Genomic DNA, 20233 nt, shown 5'->3' with positions numbered 1-20233 from the left:
TTAGTTAAATACCTAGTGGGGTAGTGTCTTCGCTATCAATTACGCCATCGTTATCGGCGTCTTGGTCGGCAATTAACCCAGCTAAGGCTATGTCTTCATCGCTGGCGTTAGGTAAAAAGAAGTTAGGTAGGCCGTCGTGGTCGGTATCTACGCTTGCTATCGCTATGCCTCTAAAGTCATCGCGAGAGGCGACTAAGTTGGTCATGCCTATGTAAAGCTCAAGCTGGTCGGCCTCGCCATTAACCCCGTTACTAATTAAGCTTTGTGCTTTGCTAATATCGTTAATTAACGTAAAACTGTTAACTAAGTCTTCCATATTGTCGGCAATAATTGTATCGGCAAAGCCCAAAATAAGAGGCTCAAGCGCATTTAAAAGCGTGCTAGCTTGTGTTTTTGCATTACTATAATTTGCTGAAAAGTCGCTAATGTTCGCTGCGTTTGAACCCATACTTGAAAGCATAGAATAACGTTCAAATTCACCTGTTTGAGCTTCTTCTAAGCCAATTACTTCGGCTTTAACAGCGGCTAAAATAGTTTCTAGCTGATCGCTTGTTAATGCATTTAGCTCAGGGGTTATTTCAGTAATCGCATCATTTAAAGTGGTACTTGCCAGTGATGTTTGGTTTGCATTAACTAAGTAACCTAAAGTTTCTAAGCGGGCTTCAAATCTGTCTTCGGTATCTTCATCTAGTGCAATGTAGCTAAGTAGTTGATTGTGTACACCAGCTACTTGCTCCGATAAGCCGCCTTTAATAAGCGATACTATTACTTGGTTATGCGCTGTAATTGATGAGTTATTACTTAGCGTGCGTATATCGCCATCATTAAGCGTATTAAGCATGCTTAAGCATTTATTAGCGGCATTTGCTGTATCGCCACCGACCTGCGCAGTTAAATCAACTAACAATTTACAGCCCTTTGAACCGGTTAAAAACGTGGTTGATGACTCTTTGCTAATGTATTCATCAGAGGCTAAAAAGTCGCCCGCATAGGTAAATATTTGCTGTGCTAAGTCGTTTCTGCCGGCTTCACTTAAAATTAGGCCTGTGCCTGGGACGTTATCAAGTTCGGTAAGTGCTCTAAAAAATTCGTTGTAATCGCCATTTTCAGTAAAAAAGCTGCGAGCTTGTGCAGCGGCACTCGTTATATCTTCACCAGCAAGTAGGCGGTTAGCTATATTAAAGCCATATACTTGCTCTTGCGCGTTGTTTATATCGGTTTCGCTGTCTGACAGCGTTATTGCTGGGTTTTCGTCGCTTTGGTATAAGCCTTCAATTAAGCCTGCTAAAAATTGAATCGGGTAGGTGTAGTTATCTAAAGTAGCGGCGCTATATGGCGATGCAGAATAGGCATAATTACTATCAAAACCAGTAGAGCCATACATAGCAAGTACTTGGTTAGTGTAATCTTTTGCCGCTTCAAATTCGCCAGCTCTATAAAGATATTGCGCAGCCCATGCCCCGTGCAACGTTTTGTATTGCTCGTATGGTTGGCCTTCGTATTCGCCGCTACGTACCAGTCTGTAACCCGCTTTTACCGCAAGTTGCGCGTAGTTATTGGCAAGTAATTTAGCTTGTGTTAAATCGCTTTCATCTAAGCTTTGTGCATAGCTTTGTAGGGCATCATCTATTGATAAGCGTACGCCATTTAAAAAGTAGCCATAGCTTGATGTGTACTCGTCTTCGCGTACTTGCTCAGCGTATAACGAAATTGTGTTTAACAAATTACTTGCTTGTGAGACTTGATCGGCGCCTAGATAGCTTTTTACTAAAGAGTAAAGCGCTGATGCGTCTGATGAGGCAATATTATCGAAGCCTTTATCAGCTAAGTATTGGTTGTAGGCCGCCACCGCTTGGTCGCGGTAATCGTTTGCTTGTTCTGTTTGGCCTATTTCATCAAGTGCTTGCGCTACATCTTTTAGTGCCGAAGAACGTGCTGTTTGCTCGTTTATTAGTGCTAAATAGTCGTTAGCAGTATCTAAAAATCCTGCACGCGCATAGGCGGCAGCTTGTGTTGCGTATATATCGTAACGAGACAGTTCATCAGCAATATTGGCGCTTAGCTCATCAGCTTGTTTTAAGTGAGATAGGCTAGAGCTGTAGTAATAATTAAGTTTGTCTTCGTTAGTTACATAAGAAGGGCTTAACGAAATAATTGCAGTTAACGGCTCGCTAATTAGGCCATCGGTGTAACTAATTTCAAATTGCTCATCAATGCTGCTTAGCGTTTGTGCTTCATAGGTAAATTCACCTGTGGTGCTATTTATGCTCATTACGCCATTACTCGGTGGTGTAATTAAGCTAATAGTTACGGTGTCACCATCTAAATCTTGCGTAGTAATAATCCCTTGCGTAGTGGTTGAAGAGGTAACAAACACATTAGTGGTTAGTAGCTGCGGCGCATCATTAACATTTTCTACGCTAAAACGTACCACAACATTTGCGGTTAAGCTGCCATCGCTTGCGCTAATAGTTGCGCTATCTTCGCCATAGTAATTACTAAAAGGCGTATATGTAAATTCACCATTTGCTTCTACTGCTATAGTGCCGTTACTAGGAGCATTAGCCAGTGTGTAGCTAAGAGCATCGTCGTCGGTGGCTGTTACTTGAGCAGTAAATGAAGTGTCTTCGTTTACTGCTCAAGCTTAAATTAGGTTGTGCAAACTGCGGGGCTGTATTGCCAGAGCCGCCTCCACAGCCAGCTAAAGCAAGGGCGCATAGTATTGGGGTAAACTTAATTAGCTTGTTCATTATTGTTAATATAGAAAGTTAATGATGTTGCGAATGATAATGCATATCAATTAGATTTAAAAGTTTAATCTCCATTTGTATTATAAATAGGTAATATTAGCTGGTGGTTTAAAATGTTCCTAAAAAGCAAAACCCTGTTATTAACAGGGCTTTATTATGAGTAAAATAGGAGGTTAGTAAGAGAGGAATAGTTATTAGTTTAAGTCGCTAATGATAAGAAGCGGAAAATTTTTAACTGAACGAGGTTGCCAATTATTATAGCTAATATTGCTAATTCCAAAATAGTTAAGCACTTTAGGTGAGTACGTCCAACCACGAGCACGTTGCTTTATGGCAGCACTGCGTAAATTGGGTTTTAACCCAACAGTGAGTAAGTCGTGATTTACGTTTAATTTGTTGTAGAGAGCTTTTTCGCGCAGGCTTGCTTTATTAATGACCTCATCGTAATGAGCACGTAATTCTTTCCATTTTTGGCTTTTTTGAGGCTCTTTTAATTGCTTTACCATGGCATCAATATCACTATCTAACCACTTTGCTGAAGCTGCATCACCATGCCATCCAATAATTGCACCGGGCTCTATTATAGTTGGGTGCCCAGCAAGTAATACATAATTAGCACACGACGAAAAACAAAACTGCTTTATATTTACGGTTAATTTATGCGCCAAAATTAGCTCAGCTAAATCCATCCCTAAATCAATATTTCCGCCACCGCTGGTAATAGTAAAAGTATGAATAGTGGGATTGTTTTTTAACAACTCAGCTGCCGTATTGTTATTTTGTTGGTTGATTTGACCACTATAAATAAGCGTTTTATCGTTTAAGGTGACTTTAGCCTGTAATAAAGTAGGAAGTATTAAAAAAAGAGTAAAAATTAATTTTAGCATGTGAGATGTGTATAAGGATTTTTGCCGAAGCCTACGTAAATTGACAGAACGTGGCAAATATTAATTTATCTAAAGTAGTTAACCCCTTTTAACCCACTCTTAACCCTTGGCCTAATAAACTGTGTGCAATGATGTAAATTAGGCACAGTTAAATGGTTTATTTTAAAAAGCGTTCAACAGTTTTATTGCTTGCATTTAGCTGCACGCTTGCTGCGTGTAGTAGCCAGCCAAGTTATACAGGTAATAGCACCGAGCAGTCTCTAAAGCAGCATACAAATTGGCAATACACTCAAGAAGATGCAATCAAGGTAAGTTATATTACCGATTTAGTGAATATAGCGGGGCTTGATTCCCTTATTGAGCAAGCCATTGCAAATAACCCGTCGTTTAATCAAGTGCATGTGGCGCTAAAACTTGCTTATGCACAGCGTGATGTAACCGCAGCAAGCCAATGGTTTAGCATCAATGCCGACTTTGACGCTCAGCGCAACGAAACAACCGGCACACAGTACAGCTCATCGCTAGGGGTTAGCTGGGAAGCCGACGTATGGCAAAAAATTGCTGATAACGTTGCCGCGCAAGACATGACCATAGCTAGTAATCAGGCCACTTACCAAAGCGCTAAAGACACCTTAGTAGCCAGCGTGATACGCACGTATTTAAATATTATTTTGCAGCAAGATTTACTCAACATAGAGCAGCAGCGTTTAACGGTTTTAGAAAATAACGAGCAAAGTATTGTTGAGCGTTACCAATACGGTTTAGGTGATTTAGAAGCCCTTGATACCGCGCGTACAAATACCGCCTCAACTAGAGCCACTATTGCCGATTACCAAGAGCAAATAGCGCAAGCAAAACGCGCTTTAGTATTATTAGTGGGCGTTGATAAACTTGAAAACTTACCATCTAGCGCTGTTTTACCTGAGGTTATGGAGCCGCTAAGTGCATTACCAGAGCAAGATTTAGCGCGTCGCCCCGACTTACAAAGTGCTTATTATAATATTCAATCTAAGCGTTATTTAGTGGATGTAGCTTATAAAGATTTACTCCCTAGCATTACGCTTTCGGCATCACTTAGTGATTTAGCAACCACACCCAGCAAAGCGTTATTAACCAGCCCAGTATGGAACTTACTAGGCAGTTTAAGTGCGCCGTTGTTTCAAGGTGGCGCATTGCGTGCACAAGTTGATATTGCAAAACTAAATGCCGAACAAGCGTTTTGGGAATACCAAGACACCTTATTAAGCGCTGTAAACGAAGTAGAAAACGCACTAGGGCAAGAGCAATCATTAACACAGCAGCAGCTTCAAATCAGTAACGCACTTGCCAGTGCTAAGCGTAGCTATAGCAACTACCAAAGCAAATACCAGCAAGGTTTGGTTGATATTTTAGACCTACTCACTGTGCAGCAGCAGGTGTACGACCTACAAGCTCAGCTTAGCCAAATAAATTACACCCTTTTAACTAACCGTATAGATTTAGGCCTTGCTTTGGGCCTTGGAGCATCGTCATGAAAATTTCGCCAGTACCTGTTGTTGTAACCCTAGTTGCCATTGTTTGCATAGGGCTTGCTATTTCATATAACGGCCAAAAAATGGCGCAGCAAGCAAATGGTCCAAAGCCAGAGCCGGCTAAATCTGTGGCACCCAATGTATCTGTTATAAATGCTGTGCCAAGTACATACCAAGCCTATGTTAGTGGCCACGGTGAGGCTAAAGCACATTGGGCACTTAGCTTAAAAGCACAAGTTAAAGGCGAAATAACGGATATGAGTGAGCAATTTGCCACAGGTAATGTCGTTAAAAAAGGCCAAGTGCTTGCACAAATAGATAACACCGAATACTTACAAGCAGTCGCGAGCGCTAAAGCCACATTGGCAGATGCCAAGCTTGCACTGCAAGAGGAGCAAGACTTAGGAAACCAAGCAAAACGTGAATGGCAGCGCTCGGGCGTTACCCAAGCGCCTAGCTCACCCTTAGTATTTAGAACGCTTCAGCTAGAAGCTGCACAAGCTACGGCCGATAATGCGCAATACGCATTACAAACCGCACAGCGTGATGAAAAAAACACCCATATAAGTGCGCCGTTTGATGCTGTTATTTTATCGCGCGATATAGACCTAGGTACATATGTAAGCATTGGCGATACACTGGCTACATTAAATAGCACCGACAAAGTAGAAATTAGCGTGCCGCTTTCATTAAGTCAGTGGCAAAACTTAGCAAGCGATAAGTCGGGTGAGGTTATTTTAAGTGATGTAACAACACAAAATCAGTGGCAAGGTTATATAGCTCGCTTTGAGCAACACCTTGATGACAGCTCGCGTCAGCGTACTGTAGTGGTTGCACTAGATAAACCTTTTGAGCAAGCAAAACCGTTGTTACCTGGTACTTTTTTAGCGGTGCAAATTGCGGGTAAAACACTTAATAACGTAATTAAATTGCCTGCATCAGCCGTATCGCAAGATGGTTTAATTTGGTACGTAAATGAGCAAAATACGTTAGTAAGTGCTAAAGCGCAAAAACTATTTGAGCGCGGTGATTACGTTTATATCTCTCCTATTGAAGGGCATACCAATTTACGCGTAGTTGCACGCCCGTTAGTGAGCTACCTAAACGAAATGTTAGTAAACCCCGTTGTTGAGGAGATGCCATAATGAGCCCGCATCAAGCACCGCAATTACCTAATAACACTAACCCTTTGAACGGCATTATTAGCTGGTTTGCTAATAACTCAGTGGCCGCCAATTTATTACTCATTAGTGTAATAGTAATGGGTATAATCTCCCTCTCTACCTTGCGTAAAGAGGCGTTTCCAAGTCTTGAGCCGGATACTATTTCTGTATCGGTGGTTTACGACAGTGGTGACGCCCTGCAAGCAGAGGAAGGCATTGCGCTGAAAATAGAAGAAGCCCTTGAAACCGTACCGGGTATTAAGCGTATTACCTCTACATCAGATGCCAGCGGCAGCCATGTAAGCATAGAGAAAAAAACCGACTACTCGCTTGATGAGCTACTCACCGACGTTAAAAACCAAGTAGATGCCATAAACAACTTTCCGGCAGATGCCGAAGAGCCGGTGATCGACAAAGCCCGCAGGCAAGATCACGCATTATCCATACAATTATTTGGTGATGCCGATCGCCATACATTGCAAAGCCTTGGTGAGCAATTAAAAGCTGATTTATTAGCTAAATCAGGCATTAGCGATGTAGAGCAATCAGGCGTGCTTGACCCTATGATGTCGGTAGAAATCGACGAAGGTAAATTACAAGCCTACGGCTTAACCATTAGCGACGTAAGTGAAGTAATTAATAACGAATCATCGAGCCCGCTTTCGACTAGCTTACGCGATAGCAATAAAATTATACGTTTAAAAGCCGCTGACCAAGCTTATTGGCAGCGCGACTTTGCTGATATTGTGTTACTAACAACGCAATCAGGCACACAAATTAAATTAGGTGATGTAGCAACCGTTACCGACACCTTCGCAGAAGATACCAACTCGTTAAGCCGTTACAATCAAAAAAATGCTGTAGGCATTGAAATTTTAATGGATGAAAACAGCGATATAACCATGATTGTTGAGCAAGCTCAAAGTGTAATTGATACGTGGCATGAGCGCGGTTTATTACCACAAAATGTAGAGCTTGAGAGCTGGCAAGATAAAAGCACCATGATCACCGAGCGCCTATCGCTACTTACTAAAAACGCCGTAACCGGTATTATTATGGTGTTTGTAATTTTAGCGATATTTTTAAACGTACGCGTTGCGCTATGGGTAGCAGGCGGCTTACCATTTGTATTTTTTGGCACGCTGTACTTTATGACCGACAGTTACACCGCGCTGACCATAAATGAAATGACCACCTTTGGTTTTATTATGGCACTAGGCATAGTGGTCGACGATGCAGTGGTGGTAGGGGAGAGTATTTATACCACCCGTAAAAAGCATGGCGATACCCTCAATAACACAATTTTAGGCACCATGAAGGTGGCGGTGCCCACCATCTTTGGCGTATTGACCACGGTGGCTGCGTTTGTGGCACTTTCGAATGTATCAGGCAACCTAGGTAAAATTTACGCCCAGTTTGCAACCGTAGTGACTATTTGTTTACTGCTTTCGGTTGTTGAATCAAAACTTATTTTACCGTCGCATTTAGCCCATATTAGCACTAAGCGTCAGTTAAAATCGGGCATAAGCGGCTTGTGGTCTAAGGTGCAGCACGGTGCCGACAGCGGCCTAAATTGGTTTAGCGAAAATGTGTATCGCCGCGTTATTGAATACTCGCTACGTTTTAGGTATGCGGTAGTTGCTGCTTTTATAGCCTTTTTTATCCTGGTTATTGGTATGCCAATGACAGGCGCAGTGAAAGTGGGGTTTTTCCCAAGCATTGCCGGCGATACCGTCAGCGCTGAGCTTGTTATGCAAAACGATGCGGCGTATGGGCAAACTAATAAAAACTTGTTAGCGCTTGAGCAGGCTGCAATTCAAGCTGAGCAAAACTTAATGGATAAGTTTGATTCGCAAGATAGCGAAATAACCAGCTTACAACTTGTGAGTAGTAGCGATACAAGTGGTACCGTTACGGTTGAATTACTGAACGAAGGTGCCTTTACAGCAAATGAATTTGCACAAGAGTGGCAACGCCTTGCTGGCATGCCAGAGGGCAGTAAAAAACTACAAGTATTAGCCACACGTAAAATGGTTGATAACTTTAAAGTAGAGCTAAAAGCGTGGGATGATGAAACCGTAATGGCTGCAGGCGCATTATTTAAAGAGCGCTTACAAAACACCGCTGGCGTTAATGGCATAGACGATAATTTAAACCCAGGTCAGCCACAGCTTAAATTTACCTTAAGCGCACAAGGGCGCGCTTTAGGTATGGATACGGCGAGCCTATCAGAGCAAGTTTTACAAGCTTTCGGTGGTGCAATTGTACAGCGCTACCAACGCGATAAAGACGAAGTAAAAGTACGTGTACGCTACCCTGAAAATGCCCGTAAAACACCGGCTGATATAATGCAGTCGCGTATTAGATTACCCGATGGCACCGTAGTGCCTTTGGTTAACGTAGCAAATATAAGCAGCGAATATCAACAAGATGAAATAACCCGCATTGATGGCCTACGTGCAATTTACTTAAGTGCGCAAGTTGACAAAAACGTAGTGGCCTCTAATGAGCTGGTTGATAATTTAAGTCGCGATTTAGTTCCTGAGCTTACTAAGCAGTTCCCTAACTTAAGTATTCACTTTGCCGGCGAAGCCGAAGAGCAAGATGAAACTACAGGCTCAATGGGCACTATGTTTATAGCAGCGTTATTAGTTATATACGTATTGCTTGCTATTCCGCTTAAATCTTACATTCAACCTATGTTGATTATGGTGGCGATTCCATTTGGTGTTGTAGGGGCTATTTTAGGCCACTGGTGGAACGACTTAACCATAAGTATACTCTCGTTAAATGGTATTTTGGCGCTAAGCGGGGTAGTCGTAAACGACAGCTTATTACTTGTTTCGCGCTTTAACGAGCTTGTAAAAGATGAGGGCATGAACACCCACGATGCCATTATAGAGTCATGTACAAGCCGTTTACGTGCAGTAATGCTTACCTCTATTACAACCTATGCGGGCTTAGTGCCATTATTGGGCGAAACCTCAATGCAGGCGCAGTTTTTAATCCCTGCTGCGGCATCACTTGGCTATGGTATTTTGTTTGCTACGGTTATTACGTTAATACTTATTCCGGCCTTGCTAATGATTCAAGTTGAGATTAAGCGCTTAATTGCCAATGTGATAGACTTTTTAAGTGGAAAACGCACTCAAGGAGCAACCTCTTAATGATAAACGTACTACTGGTTGAAGACGACATAGACCTGGCAACAACAATTGTTGATTATCTCGATATAGAAGACATTGAGTGTGACCACGCAAGCAACGGCGTTATGGGCTTAAATTTACTGCAAATTAACCACTATCAAATGATTATTTTAGATGTAAACATGCCCAAAATGGACGGCTTAACAATGTGTAGGACATTGCGCGAACAAGGTAAAGATACGCCGGTATTAATGCTCACTGCTCGCGATAGCCTCGATAATAAACTAGAAGGCTTCGATGCTGGTAGCGACGACTACCTAGTAAAACCTTTTGCCATGAAAGAGCTGGTAGCGCGTGTACAAGTATTGGCAAAGCGTAAAAGCGGTGAGGTAAAACGCCTCACCTTAGCTAATTTAAATTTAGATTTAGCAAAGCGCAGTGCCGAGGTGGAGGGGCAAACACTAAAGTTATCGCCTATCGCCTTTAAATTGTTAGAGACCCTAGTACGCGAAGCGCCGCAGCCTGTTACACGCAGCGCTATTATGCAAGCTGTTTGGGGCGAAGAACAGCCTGATAGTAATAGCTTAAAAGTGCATATTTACCATTTGCGTAAGCAGTTAGAAGGGGCATCTAAACAAGTAAAGCTTGAAACCATTCCAAGTGTTGGCTTTGCAATAAAACCAACCCAAGAGCAACCGCAATGAAAATAAGGCCAAGCCTAAGAATTTACTTTTTTGCCAGTATGGTGGTGCTTAGCTCTGCTATGGCCATCGGCTATTCATTTTTAAGTGTAAATTACTTTGTTGATGGCCTTGATAAAGGCTTAAACGGGATAATGCTAAAGCTTACGCAAACAACGCAGGTAAAAGCAGGGGAGCCAAAAGACATAATAGGTTTTACTGTTGCAAGCCGCTGGGAAGATATGCCAAGCATAATTAAACAGCGTTTTTCAAAGCCTACAGAAATAGGCTTACTGCACAAAAGAAAAGATCAGTCGTCGATGTTTACATTGCCTGAGAATCTTTTTTTTGTTGTGTATTATCCAAATGAATTGGGCGAGCCACGTTATGTATCGCGTATTATGCTCGAAAAAGACCGCCCCACGGTCATTGCCAATATAGATCCCGAACAGCGCATGCTATGGATTGTTGTAACGGGCTTGGCAGCTATTGTGTTATTTGCGTTTTTTTTGTTTATGGTAATGAAAAAAATAGCCAAGCCCGTGGAGTCCTTACGAGGGTGGGCTAAATCGTTAAATCAAGCTAATTTACAGCAAACCCCGCCTGATTTTACTTACCATGAGCTTAATGTTTTAGCCACATTAATACGCAGTAGCTTGCTTTCGGCGCACGAAAGCGTAGAGCGCGAACAGCGCTTTTTAAGCTATGCTAGTCACGAGCTGCGTACGCCAATTTCGGTTATTCGCAGCAACGTAGAGCTACTCAACCGTTTAAGCGAAAAAGCCCCGTTGAGCGATAAACAGCAGCTTACACTTAAGCGTATAGAGCGCGCTGGTTTAACCATGAGCGATTTAACCGATACGCTATTATGGCTAAGCCGCAACGAAGATCAGCAAAGTAGCCCTGAGCCTGTAAATCTGAGTGATAAAATAACGACCCTAAGTAATGAGCTTAATTACCTGCTTAATGCTAAGCACGTTGAGGTGGTTTTAAACACCCAGCAAGAGCGCTTAATTACAACCGATGCTACTGCGTGTCACATTGTACTGACTAACTTAATTCGTAATGCTTATCAGCATACACAAGCGGGCCAAGTACACATTACGCAGCAAGGCAGTAAAATCACTATTGTTAATTGTAGTAAGCAGGACGATGCCCCTAAAGCGAGCGAGCCTTCAGTAAAACCCGCCAGCATAGGGTACGGACTAGGCTTGCAATTAAGTGAAAAAATAATTAAACGCCACGGTTGGGTTTACGATGTAAACGACATGCCAGGGCGCTATGAAGTGGTGGTCGATTTTAGCTAGTTACTTGGTTAATTAGGTTTCAAGTATTGATAACCGCGCTAAAGCTTTTTTATAAAGGGTTAGCGCGGTTTTTTATGTGAAATTAAACATTTGATTAAATAGTATGCGATAGTAGAGTGTAAAACTCGGTATGGGAAATTGCTCTATAGCAATCAGGGCAATCCAGTACAAACTAGTTGCGATTATTGAATGTTTTATTTTAGGAAATGTATGCAGATACTTTTAGTTTTTATATTACTTTGCCCATTTTGGGTATGTAGTGCTGAAAACACATCGCTTATTATTTCTGAAAATGTACTGAGCTCAGATGAAGCAAAAAAATTACACATTCATCGACTAGTTGATGGAAATAGTGAAAATTTGGACGATAGCTGGATAATACTAATGTATCCCGAAGTTGATCAGCAAGGTCAACTAATATCAGAGTTATGCATAAATATTAATAGTGGTCCAAAGAAGTTAGCTTCGTTGTGTGCTGCTATAAACAAGTCTGAAATTAGCGGGTTTAATCGTTCTGATTTTGAAATAGGGGAAAGTGTTTCTGTTTCAGCTAATTTTATATACGGTGCAGCTAGTTATACTTTACAAAATGTTTTATTACTTGAAAGCGAAGACTATGAGTCATTCAAAGAGCGATATAATAAACGCGGCGACCCAGAGAATGATTAATAGTCATATATTTAGCAAACAATACAAAAAACGATACCAACATATTTAGTGTTGGCTAACAGGGAGTGTTTATTTTATGTTCAAAATTATAATTATTTTAATATCAATTATTTCTTTTAATGCCTTGGCAGCAGAAGAAGTGAAGCTTGGAGTTGTAGGGAACGTTGGGGCGGATGGCTTTTTTAGCCCAAAAGTAATGTCATTTATTATTGAAGAAGTAAAGCCTAGTTCTCCCGCTGAAAAAGCAGGGATTATTGCAGGGCAAAAAATTATTTCTATAGAAGGCTGTAAAATTCCGGGCTGCCCTGCCAGTAAAGCAAAAAAATTAATGCGCAAGGAGTCAGGAGATATCTTACAGTTAGTTTTAGAAAATGAGGATGGTAGCCAAGTTCCTTTAGAAGTTCCTATGAATGCTTGGTAAGCCTATTGAGCTTTAAAGTATTAAACCATAATTAGTTATAAAACGCCGTTAGTTGTCGGATGACGCTGCGCTTATCCGACCTACGTTTTTAAACGGTTTAAAAGTGTATTAAAAAAGCGGCTTAACGCAATGAACGTTAAGCCGCTTTTTTGTGATTACTGATAGGATAATACCTGTAAATGATTACTCGGCTGAAGCTTGTTTGGTTTTTCTAAACATAAACTCAAGGGGAATATGTAGGCGTTTTGCCCATGCATTTTCGGTGTGATCTTCCCCTGGGAAGTACTGGCTTTGCCAAAGTTTTGCTGGGTATTGTTGCGCCATAAATAAATCATCAATTTGCCCTTGTAGCTTAGGATACATGGCATCTAAGGTGCTGTCGCCGTAATCAAAATACACTTTGTGGTTACTTAGCTTTGCGATGTTGTTGGCAATGTAATTTTTAAATTGTGCAAATACTTCGTCGTCGTGGCTAAAAATACCTGGCCAGTGGGTCGACATACAAATAGCGCCGGCAAATTCGTGAGGGTAATTAAGTAGTGTATACCACGATATAAGCCCGCCCATGCTAGAGCCACCAATATAGCGGTGCTGCGCGCCTTTGTTTACGTTGTAGTTAGACTCAATGTAAGGAATAACTTCTTTAACTAAAAAGCGTGAGTAGTTATCTGAGTAAACCTTAGAGGCAAATAATTTATGGCCTGGGTATTTTTCTAACTGGTAAAGGGCGTTTTGCTTTTGCTTGCTTAGGGCCTCAAACGGTTTTTGTGGGTAGTATTCGCTGTGGCGGTTTTCTACGGCGTTTGGAATGCCGACCACAATAAATGGGCGTACTTTACCTTGCTCTATTAGTGTGCCGGCTACTTCATCTACGCGCCATTCTTGCTTGTTCCATGTGCTGTTAGCATCAAATAGCATGCGGCCATCGTGCATGTAGAGTACGTCGTAAGTGGTGTTTTTGTTGTAACCTGGCGGTAGCCAAACATTTAAAAAGCGGTTTTTTACAAACTGTGATTCTATATTGTCGATTACCTCAATGTGGCCTTTGCTTACTTGCACATTGGCCGTGTTTGCATAGCTGGTATGCACTACAAATATTGATAAGCTTAACAGTAAAGCAACTAATTTCATGGTGGCGCCTTAGCATACAAAAAGTGCACTATCACAAGCTTGCGTTGTTAATTCAATGTGAATACGTATGCACTTGTATTTAAGCAACGCATGCATACGCATACAATTTATAAATCGCTGCGCCAGCCCATGCCTGACTCTTCCATAAGGCGCTCGTATACGCCTTCAATATTAAGTGGCAGCCAGGCTTGGTATTGCTTTAAATCTGAAAATTCATCGAGCTTAACGTTTTGTTTTATTTGTTCTAGGCTTTGCCCCGCGAGCGCTGCAGCGGTTACTTGGCTGTAAAGCTGCTCTATATAGCTTAAATAACGTACTACATCGGCTTTATTACCCATATCGGCATGGCCGCCCACAAAGGTATTAAAGTCGTAATTTAAAACCGCTTGGGTTGAATTAATCATACCTTGAATATCGTAGCTCCATAGTTTTTGCCATGGCATTCTGCCAATAACAATCCAGTCGACTACAAATAATGTTTTTTGTTTTTCGAACAGCATACTCACTGAGCCTCGGCCATCGTTAGGGCCGTGGTAGTTAAGTTTTAAGGTTGAGCCGCCAAGGGTAAGTATTAGCTCGTCATCAAAAGTAAGGTTAGGCATAACCGTTTTTATTTGCGTGTTTTTAATATCTTGCGCAGTAAGTTTGTGTGCTACAAAGGTAGTGTGCGGGCTTTTAAATACCTCTGCACCGTAAATATGGTCGCTGTGATTATGGCTGTATACAACGTATTTAACGGGTACGTTAAAGCGGGTTTTAATTTGCTCCTTTAACCAAGTGGCGGCTTTTTTATTAAGTGGGTCGGTAACTATTGCGCCTTGTGGAGTGATTAAAAATACCGAGCGGTGTCTGTCGTCAATAAAGCGGTGGAGGCCATCGCCTAAATCTTCAATTTCGTAACTTTGTGCCATAAAACCTGTAAGTAGTAGGCTGGTGGCAAGTAGTGTTTGTATTAAGCGAAGCATGCACAATCCTGTTTAATGTTCTTAGTATTAAGTAAGAAAGTACAAGTAAGGAATAAATTTCAGTAAAAGCCACTTTATATAAATATAAAATGGCTTTGTTAGGTTGGATTTAACGCAGGATGAGTTGCTGGTTTATTTCTTCAAAAATACCGGCATCGTCTATGGTTGAAGGAATTTGTAGTTCGTCGCCATCGACCAATTGACGTAAATTTTTGCGTAGTATTTTACCTGAACGAGTTTTTGGTAATCGCTCTACGCTTACTATCGTTTTAAGGCACGCTATAGCGCCTATTTGGTTGCGTACTGTTTGCACAAGCGCTTGCTCTACATCGGTAGGGGAGCCGGTAAAGTCGTTTTTAAGTACGATCATGGCCATCGGTAATTGGCCTTTTAGTGTATCGGTAACCCCAAACACCGCGCACTCTGCAACGGCAGGGTGGGATGCGACTATTTCTTCCATTTCGCCAGTTGAAAGCCTATGGCCTGCTACGTTTATAACATCGTCTGTGCGGCCCATTATAAATAGGTAACCATCATCATCTATGTAACCACCATCGCCGGAAAGATAATACCCCGGGTACTGAGTTAAATAACCGGTTTTAAAGCGCGCTGTGTTTTGCCAAATGGTGGGTAAGCAACCTGGCGGCAGCGGCAATTTTATAGCCACCACGCCTTGCTCGTTTGGTGCGCATTGCTTGCCTTGCATATTCAATATTTGCACATCAAACCCAGGGGTTGGCACGGTTGAGCTACCTGGTTTTGTTACTAATTCTTCTATGCCTACGGGGTTACAGGCTATAGCCCAGCCAGTTTCTGTTTGCCACCAATGATCGAGTATGGGCAGCTTTGTTTTTTCTTTAAGCCAGCTATACGTTGGCGGGTCGAGCCGCTCGCCTGCTAAAAATATGCGCTTTAAACTACGGGTGTTGTATTGTTTAAAGCCCTCTGCATTTGGGTCTTCTTTTTTAATGGCTCTAAAGGCGGTGGGCGCTGTAAATAATGCATTTACTTGGTACTGCTCTACTACACGCCAAAATGCACTGGCATCAGGTGTGCGAACTGGTTTGCCTTCGTATAATATTGTTGTACAGCGATAAATTAGCGGGGCATACACTATGTATGAATGCCCAACTACCCAGCCTATGTCTGAGGCAGCCCAAAACACGTCGCCGGGCTGCATACCGTAAACGGTTTCCATGCTGTAGTGCATAGCAACGCCATGGCCGCCGTTTTCGCGCACTACGCCTTTGGGCGTACCTGTGGTGCCTGATGTATATAAAATATAAAGTGGATCACTGCCACTTACAGGCACTGGCTCCACTGCAGTGGCTGTTTGCATTGCTTCATCCCAGTTAATATCCCTTGAGGGGATAAGCGTGGCAGCTACTTGTTCGCGTTGGTAAATAACGCAGTGATCTATTTTATGATTGGCAAGAGCTATGGCGTGATCAATCAGCGGTTTATATTCTATTACGCTATCTATCTCTACACCGCACGAAGCGCTTAGTATGAGTTTAGGCTTTGCATCGTCAATGCGTATGGCAAGTTCATGTGCTGCAAAGCCGCCAAATACCACAGAATGTATAGCACCTAATCGGGCGCAGGCCAGCATGCCAATTACAGCTTGGGGGATCATGGGCATATAAATAACAACACGGTCGCCTTTACTAACGCCTAACGATTGCATTACACCGGCAAATTTAGCTACCTCTTGCTGTAGCTGGTAGTAGCTATACTTTTGCTGCGTGTTGGTAACGGGGGAGTCGTAAATAAGCGCGGTTTGCTCGCCAAAGCCGGCAATAACGTGTTGGTCGAGCGCTAAAAAACAGGTGTTTAGTTGGCCATCATCAAACCAATGGTAAAGGTCGTCAGTGTCTTGTGTGTAGGCGTGTTCAGGCTTTTTATACCAAGGTAGGCGCTTTGCTTGTTCAAGCCAAAATTGTGCTGGGTTTTGTTTAAAGCTTTCGTATTGTTGTTTATATGGGCCTAACATCATGGGCTCCTAATACTAAATGTGTTTGAGAGACCTTACAAAATGTAGGCTTTTTTTTAACCGATAGGTATTCGACTATGGTCGGCTAAAAGTTAATCAACAATTTGGGGTTAAAAATACAAAATTGACAATACAAAGCGTGTAGCTCAGCATGGCGAGCAATTAAAATAAGTGAAAATAATTTATGAGTAACACAGTACGAGTAGGCGTGGCGGTTATTATTATGCGCCAAAACACTATTTTATTAGGTGAGCGAATAGGTGCACATGGTGCAAATACATGGGCAACGCCTGGCGGGCATTTAGAGTTTGGCGAAAGTGTTGAGCAATGCGCAATACGCGAGGTATTTGAAGAAACAGGGCTAAATGTGAGTAAAATTACTAAGCTTGATTTTACTAACGATATTTTTAGTGCTGACAATAAACACTACATTACTTTATACGTAAAAGCCGATTACGAAGGCGGCGAGCCTGTGCTAAACGAGCCAAATAAATGTATGCAGTGGCGTTGGTGCGATATTAATAATTTACCATCGCCACTGTTTACATCACTTAAAAACTACTTAACGACAACAACCCTTACGGCTTAGTTGACGGGCTTAATACTAATTTTTTAAAGCTCACTTGGGCATAATCACCATTTTGTTTGTCGGTGGCCCAATCGCCAGTGCCTAAACAACCTGGGTACCAAATACCTTTAGCACTTTTGGTGCTACATTGGTTATAAGCACCCGCTTTAAAGTAATGCCAATCGGCAGCATAGCCATTAGGGTGATCTTTTTCATCTACTTTGCCATAGGCATCTACGTTATTGCCCAAGTTAATTGCGTAGTTAACGTCTTTTTTGCCTTGTGCGCTAAAGGTTAAGTACATCACGTTTTTATGTACGTTTACTGTGTAGCTAAAGTCTTCGCCAAGCGCTATGCCTGCCGCACCGGGATCGTTTGGGTTTTCCCACGTGTTACCCCAAACAGGGTATGTAATGTCGGTACGGTTAGGATCTTTTTTTGGTAGGTTACGCTCGTAGTTCCAAAAAACAGATCCGGTTTTATGCCCTGGCCATTTTTTATAATAAATTTTAAGCGGTTCGTTACCCCAGCCAAAACCTAGTTTTGTGTCGATTAAGGCTTGATCTTTACCTGCGTGAATTTGCCCTACAACTACAGAATACGCAGCTTTTTTATTAGGATCGTTAGCGCGCAGTGCAACATGATCCACCTTTAGGGTGGCTTCCATTTTTCCGCCTACCGAGCCAAAACGCTCCGATAGCGGGTGTACAGCTAAGGCAAAGTTATTTTTTGAATTTTTAGTTTTTATTTTGGTATTTGTGCCGCGGATCATTTGTCTTAACTCACTGCGGGTATTGGTTGAGTTAGCGCTGGTAAGCGCTTTATTTGGCGAGGTAAATACCATATAGCCCTGATCATCAAGGTAGAAAAAATCAGGGTGTGCGTAGGTTTGAATCTCTTCAACGTCGATTGTATCTATTTTTCCATCGTTATTAAGATCGACAGGAACGTTAATTTTCCATTGTGATAAATCAAATTTTGACGCAGGTACTGCGACATTACTATCAACAGGTGTAGTAGTACTGGCACAGCCCATAAATAACAAAGGGGTAACAGCAGCCAGTGCTGTGAGTTTAAAAGTAGATGTTAGATTTTTCATTGTTGTCTCTGTGTGATGATTTTAAAATGAACGATATTAACGTCGCTTAACTTTAATCTAACATACCAATTTAAAATATCAACATTACCAATTTTGTATTTATGTAATTTTTATAGTGCTCTTTTGGTTATACCAATGTGGTTTTTTGTTGATTTTGTTTTTTACGTTTTTTATTTAGGTGTTTGCGCTGCGCTTTTTTTACATGCTTAACTATCCACTTTGTCATAAGCGGCATGAGTTCTGGCGCAAAGTTATGACCCATCCCCGGGACTACTCTTAACTTGGCTTTTTTTATAAGGCTTGCCGTTTTTTTGCCTGCACTTACGGGTATCACTACATCATCGCTGCCATGAATTACTAAAGTGGGTGTTTTAATTTTACGAATTAAATGTTGTCTATCTTTACTCGCAGCCATAGCAATCAGTTGGCGTTTGTAGCCATTTGGATTATGCGCGCGTTCTACAATTTGTGTTGCATGTTGACGAAGTGCGTCTTCTGATTGAGGGTAGGCGGGGCTGCCAATAAGTTGATTAAGTTTTATGTTGTAGTTTATTGCCTCATCAAGGCTGGATGTTTTGGGCTTTAATTTGGCAAGCTTTATAAATACGCCAATGCTTTTAGCGCTAAGGCGGGGTAAGCTTGAGCTTGACATAATCGTGGTTAAACTTAGCACCTTTTTTTTATGCTGAGCCGCAATGAGTTGAGCAATCATACCACCCATAGAAGCACCTACAAAATGCGCTTTTTTAATTTTAAGCGCCGCCATAAGCGCTAATACATCGTTTGCCATATCATCAAGTAAATAGGGCGTTTGCGTGCGTATGGGCAGGCGTTTACTTAACCACGATTTAAATAAACTCGGGCTAGAGTGATGCTCTAAATGGGTAGAAAGGCCTGTGTCGCGGTTATCAAAGCGTATAACCCTAAACCCTTTTTTTACTAAGGTGTAGTAAAGCGAGTCAGGCCACACGGTCATTTGTGCGCCTAAACCCATAATAAGTATGATTGTGGGGGCTTTTTTAGCGCCTTCGTCTTGGTAACTGAGTTTTATGCCTTGAGGTGTTTTAATTAATCGCATAGCCAAATAGCAGTGTTTGCGTTGCTAAAATTGTAGACCCTGTTTGTTACAATTTGTTGGCAGCTGCTGGAAGCGGTAGTTGCCACTTGGTTAAAATAGCCTGATATTCACCGTTTTCTTTTAGCGTGTTAAGTGCATGGCTAATAGCGCGTGCAGTGTGTTTATCTAGCGCTTTGTTGGCACTAAAATGTAATTTTGAAGGGTAGTCAGTTAAATGGATGCGTTTAGTTATTAAACTCGGATTAAGGCCTGAGTGCTTTAGCTCGTTATTTAACGTAAGTGTGTTGGTTAATACAAAATCGATGCGTTTTTTATAAAGCATTTGCCATAGTTGTTGATAGTAGCTTACAAGAACTAGGTTTTCACCTTCTACAAAACCGGCATTTTTTAAATAGTTAGCACTAGAATAGCCACGTATGGTGGCTACTTGGTAAAATTTTGCGTGGTTGAGGTGGGTAACTTCGTCGGTACGGTTTTTTAAACTAACTAAATAAGCATCGGCAAAGTATGATTCACCTAACCAGGTGTATTGGCTTGCCCTAATAGGGGTTTTTAAAAGAGACAACGCTATTGCATTTGGGTTGTTTTTAAGCATTGTAAAAATACGCGCCATCGGGATTATTTCAAACTTGGCGGATAGCTTTGTGTGTTTAATGGTGGCTTTGGCTAAATCGATTAATGCGCCGTCAGGTTGGTTATTTTCATTTATAAAATGATAAGGCGGCAGGTCTTCTGCGATAAAGGTAATGGTCTGTGCGTTGCACATAACGCTATAAAGCATAAACATACAAATACTCATAACAACACGCACAAATATAACCCACATTTTTATTATTATGTGCTCTAGTTTAAAGAGTGTTGATTA

Annotated in this window: 16 protein-coding genes and 1 pseudogene; 8 read left to right on the top strand and 9 right to left on the bottom strand. The window is 41.7% G+C overall.

Features of this window, described 5'->3' with window-relative positions:
- Positions 1-4 precede the first annotated feature (4 nt).
- The 3 genes and pseudogenes from AN393_RS14255 to AN393_RS14245 all read right to left on the bottom strand — a co-directional run bounded on the left by AN393_RS14255 (position 5) and on the right by AN393_RS14245 (position 3637).
- Positions 5-2434, bottom strand: coding sequence for an Ig-like domain-containing protein (locus AN393_RS14255; RefSeq protein ID WP_235576206.1), 2430 nt, complete (start codon positions 2432-2434; stop codon positions 5-7).
- A gap of 45 nt (positions 2435-2479) precedes the next feature.
- Positions 2480-2575, bottom strand: a pseudogene (locus AN393_RS20580) (Ig-like domain-containing protein); the annotation flags it as partial.
- 369 nt (positions 2576-2944) lie between these two features.
- The gene (locus AN393_RS14245; RefSeq protein WP_082422740.1) at positions 2945-3637 is read right to left on the bottom strand and encodes a hypothetical protein; all 693 of its coding nucleotides are present in this window, start codon (positions 3635-3637) and stop codon (positions 2945-2947) included.
- 152 nt (positions 3638-3789) lie between these two features.
- On the opposite strand from AN393_RS14245, the gene AN393_RS14240 reads away from it, so the two are divergent.
- The 7 genes from AN393_RS14240 (at position 3790) to AN393_RS14210 (ending at position 12534) form a co-directional block, all read left to right on the top strand.
- Positions 3790-5151: a TolC family protein gene (locus AN393_RS14240; RefSeq protein ID WP_055016359.1), complete on the top strand. Its 1362-nt coding sequence runs from the start codon at positions 3790-3792 to the stop codon at positions 5149-5151.
- A complete protein-coding gene (locus AN393_RS14235; RefSeq protein ID WP_055016358.1) occupies positions 5148-6293 on the top strand; it encodes an efflux RND transporter periplasmic adaptor subunit in 1146 nt (381 codons plus the stop codon). The genes AN393_RS14240 and AN393_RS14235 overlap by 4 nt, the downstream gene beginning before the upstream one ends.
- On the top strand, positions 6293-9478 hold the full coding sequence (locus tag AN393_RS14230; RefSeq protein ID WP_055018440.1) for an efflux RND transporter permease subunit: 3186 nt from the start codon (positions 6293-6295) through the stop codon (positions 9476-9478). Before AN393_RS14235 ends, AN393_RS14230 begins: the two co-directional genes overlap by 1 nt.
- The gene (locus AN393_RS14225; RefSeq protein WP_055018439.1) at positions 9478-10161 is read left to right on the top strand and encodes a response regulator transcription factor; all 684 of its coding nucleotides are present in this window, start codon (positions 9478-9480) and stop codon (positions 10159-10161) included. Before AN393_RS14230 ends, AN393_RS14225 begins: the two co-directional genes overlap by 1 nt.
- Positions 10158-11444 carry a HAMP domain-containing sensor histidine kinase gene (locus AN393_RS14220; RefSeq protein ID WP_055018438.1) on the top strand — a complete coding sequence of 429 codons (1287 nt, stop codon included), beginning with the start codon at positions 10158-10160 and terminating at the stop codon, positions 11442-11444. The genes AN393_RS14225 and AN393_RS14220 overlap by 4 nt, the downstream gene beginning before the upstream one ends.
- Before the next feature lie 210 nt (positions 11445-11654).
- Positions 11655-12113, top strand: a complete 459-nt coding sequence (locus AN393_RS14215) for a hypothetical protein (protein WP_055018437.1) — start codon at positions 11655-11657, stop codon at positions 12111-12113.
- Positions 12114-12189: 76 nt separating this feature from the next.
- Positions 12190-12534: a PDZ domain-containing protein gene (locus tag AN393_RS14210; protein WP_055018436.1), complete on the top strand. Its 345-nt coding sequence runs from the start codon at positions 12190-12192 to the stop codon at positions 12532-12534.
- 183 nt (positions 12535-12717) lie between these two features.
- Here the strand turns inward: AN393_RS14210 and AN393_RS14205 are convergent, their stop codons facing one another.
- The 3 genes from AN393_RS14205 to AN393_RS14195 all read right to left on the bottom strand — a co-directional run bounded on the left by AN393_RS14205 (position 12718) and on the right by AN393_RS14195 (position 16623).
- Positions 12718-13665 carry an alpha/beta hydrolase gene (locus AN393_RS14205; protein WP_055018435.1) on the bottom strand — a complete coding sequence of 316 codons (948 nt, stop codon included), beginning with the start codon at positions 13663-13665 and terminating at the stop codon, positions 12718-12720.
- Between the two features lie 107 nt (positions 13666-13772).
- Positions 13773-14630 (bottom strand): MBL fold metallo-hydrolase, encoded by an 858-nt coding sequence (locus AN393_RS14200; protein WP_055016352.1) that lies wholly within the window; start codon positions 14628-14630, stop codon positions 13773-13775.
- Positions 14631-14739: 109 nt separating this feature from the next.
- Positions 14740-16623, bottom strand: a complete 1884-nt coding sequence (locus AN393_RS14195) for an AMP-binding protein (RefSeq protein ID WP_055018434.1) — start codon at positions 16621-16623, stop codon at positions 14740-14742.
- 184 nt (positions 16624-16807) lie between these two features.
- On the opposite strand from AN393_RS14195, the gene AN393_RS14190 reads away from it, so the two are divergent.
- Positions 16808-17212: an NUDIX hydrolase gene (locus AN393_RS14190; protein WP_055015074.1), complete on the top strand. Its 405-nt coding sequence runs from the start codon at positions 16808-16810 to the stop codon at positions 17210-17212.
- Here the strand turns inward: AN393_RS14190 and AN393_RS14185 are convergent.
- From AN393_RS14185 to AN393_RS14175, 3 genes are all read right to left on the bottom strand, one after another.
- Positions 17202-18290 carry a polysaccharide lyase family 7 protein gene (locus AN393_RS14185; protein ID WP_055018433.1) on the bottom strand — a complete coding sequence of 363 codons (1089 nt, stop codon included), beginning with the start codon at positions 18288-18290 and terminating at the stop codon, positions 17202-17204. The genes AN393_RS14190 and AN393_RS14185 overlap by 11 nt on opposite strands.
- 127 nt (positions 18291-18417) lie before the next feature.
- A complete protein-coding gene (locus AN393_RS14180; protein WP_082422738.1) occupies positions 18418-19368 on the bottom strand; it encodes an alpha/beta fold hydrolase in 951 nt (316 codons plus the stop codon).
- 46 nt (positions 19369-19414) lie between these two features.
- Positions 19415-20155, bottom strand: a complete 741-nt coding sequence (locus AN393_RS14175; protein WP_408003154.1) for a substrate-binding periplasmic protein — start codon at positions 20153-20155, stop codon at positions 19415-19417.
- Between the last annotated feature and the right edge of the window lie 78 nt (positions 20156-20233).

The sequence above is a fragment of the Pseudoalteromonas sp. P1-25 genome, assembly GCF_001401805.1.
Classification (GTDB): domain Bacteria; phylum Pseudomonadota; class Gammaproteobacteria; order Enterobacterales; family Alteromonadaceae; genus Pseudoalteromonas.
The sequence above is the reverse complement of the archived record's forward strand: the minus strand, read 5'-3'. Positions and strand labels throughout refer to the sequence as shown.